This is a genomic window from Photorhabdus noenieputensis (genome assembly GCF_018448935.1).
GTDB classification, from domain to species: Bacteria; Pseudomonadota; Gammaproteobacteria; order Enterobacterales; family Enterobacteriaceae; genus Photorhabdus; species Photorhabdus noenieputensis.
Genome location: NZ_RCWC01000107.1, coordinates 1 through 1763 on the forward strand (window position 1 = coordinate 1; position 1763 = coordinate 1763).

Sequence of the window (1763 nt, forward strand, 5' to 3'; positions counted from 1 at the left end):
GGGAGTATCAGCACGGCCGGCTGAAAATGATCCGCCATCTGGTGTTTGACGGCTGGGAACTGATAGCGCAGCAGACGCAGGCGTTTACGCTGAATCTGGACAACCGGGTGGAACTGATGGCCGGGGAGGTGCAGACCCAGTATGCGGTCAGCGCCCCGACCGGCGAGCCGCTGGCGCTGTTCGACCCGACGGGTAAACGGGTGTGGCGGCGGCCGAAGCAGTCCCTGTACGGGCTGCGGCTGGGCAGATACGGCGAGAACCCGCAACTGGACCCGGGCCTCCGATTCGCCGGGCAACTTTTTGATGAAGAAAGTGGTTTATTCTATAACCGGTTCCGCTATTATTTGCCGGAAGGCTGTTGTTACCTGAGTACCGACCCGCTAGGGCTAAATGGGGGTCTGAATCCGTATGCGTACGTCCATAATCCGGCGAACTGGGTTGATCCTCTGGGGCTAAGTGGTTTCTTTACACCATCTATTTTTAACGCGCCGTCGGGAAGTACCCATACTGTTTATCAGCAAGCTATTGATTGGGATCTGCCTGTTAATACAAGAAATGGAATAAAAACAAATATTGATTTAGCATTAGATGGTAAAAGTCCTTTTGTTGTTAAGGACGGTAAATATTCACAGATAAATTTACATCACTCCAAACAAAACGGATTAGGATCATTATTTGAGCTTTCGGCTGATACTCATCGGAAATATTATGGAACTAAAGCACTTCATCCACATTTGCCGAATGGGCATCCAATTAACCCTGTTAATCGAGATCAATTTAATATAGATCGTGATGCATATTGGCGAAACAGAGCTGAAGCTGAATTGAAGATTAGAAAGCCTAGAAAATGTGGGATATAAACATGTTATCTGACAAAGTAAAAGAGTATCTTAAGAATCAAGGGTGGTGGTACGAAGGGGTTACCACTGAATATCATAATGCTTTGATTAACATAAATATTAATCTGGAATCTGATTTTTCCCAGTTCTATTTGCACGCCGAAGATGGACCAACATTTTACAGTAGAAATCGTGAAATTTATCAAATTTGTTGGTTCATAATTAACTCTAACTATATGTTAGATATAAAAAGAATGCATAAGTCTCTTAATCTACCTGAGGAATATATTCCTTTAGATAGTTTTGAGGGAGAATATGGTTTTTTTTATAATAGGAAAACGGGTGAAATATTAGAATTGAGTTTAGGACAAGCAATGAAAGATTTTTCTGATGGGAAATTAAAGCCACAATGGAAAGATTTTAATTCTTTTATTGAATGGTTCTTTGAATTAACTGACTAATCACAACTATAAAAACAGGCCGGAAAGATCTTTCAAGATCTTCCGGCCTTCTAATGATCTACCGTGGCGCATACCCACGGTAAGCCAGAGCGGATTGAAGCTTAGAAATCGCATCCTTAATCTGATACGCTTCCTTGTCATTCACGGCACAGGCGCGTATCTCCGCCCAGTTCAGCCGCTTAACCAGTTGGGCTAAGGCCAGCGCTTCAGTGTGGGTTAACTGAATGTCCTGCAAATGTTCAATCGCTATCGTCATCTCATGCTCTCCCCTTAACCCGCAAAACCGGTTATCAACGCCTGCATCTGCTGCTTAATTTCCCGCAGTTGGGCCTGTTGCGTAATGTTCCGGTGAACTCACCTTGCGTGGTCAGATAACAACAAAATGGGATGTTAACGGAAGGGATTCTCAGGCCAGGGCAGCAGCTCATTCAACCGATTGTTCGGCCAGACAGGCAGCCGGCTG

3 protein-coding genes are annotated in these 1763 nt (G+C 44.7%); 2 read left to right on the forward strand and 1 reads right to left on the reverse strand.

The window, feature by feature from the left end; genetic code table 11:
• Both EAE91_RS23320 and EAE91_RS23325 read left to right on the forward strand, forming a co-directional pair.
• Nucleotides 1-860: RHS repeat-associated core domain-containing protein (locus tag EAE91_RS23320; RefSeq protein WP_280520310.1), on the forward strand; the 860-nt coding region annotated here is incomplete at its 5' end.
• A gap of 2 nt (nt 861-862) precedes the next feature.
• Nucleotides 863-1300 carry a hypothetical protein gene (locus tag EAE91_RS23325; protein WP_214090518.1) on the forward strand — a complete coding sequence of 146 codons (438 nt, stop codon included), beginning with the start codon at nt 863-865 and terminating at the stop codon, nt 1298-1300.
• 58 nt (nt 1301-1358) lie between these two features.
• Here EAE91_RS23325 and EAE91_RS23330 read toward each other — a convergent pair whose 3' ends face one another.
• Nucleotides 1359-1556 (reverse strand): DUF7706 family protein, encoded by a 198-nt coding sequence (locus tag EAE91_RS23330; RefSeq protein WP_214090519.1) that lies wholly within the window; start codon nt 1554-1556, stop codon nt 1359-1361.
• Nucleotides 1557-1763 lie beyond the last annotated feature (207 nt).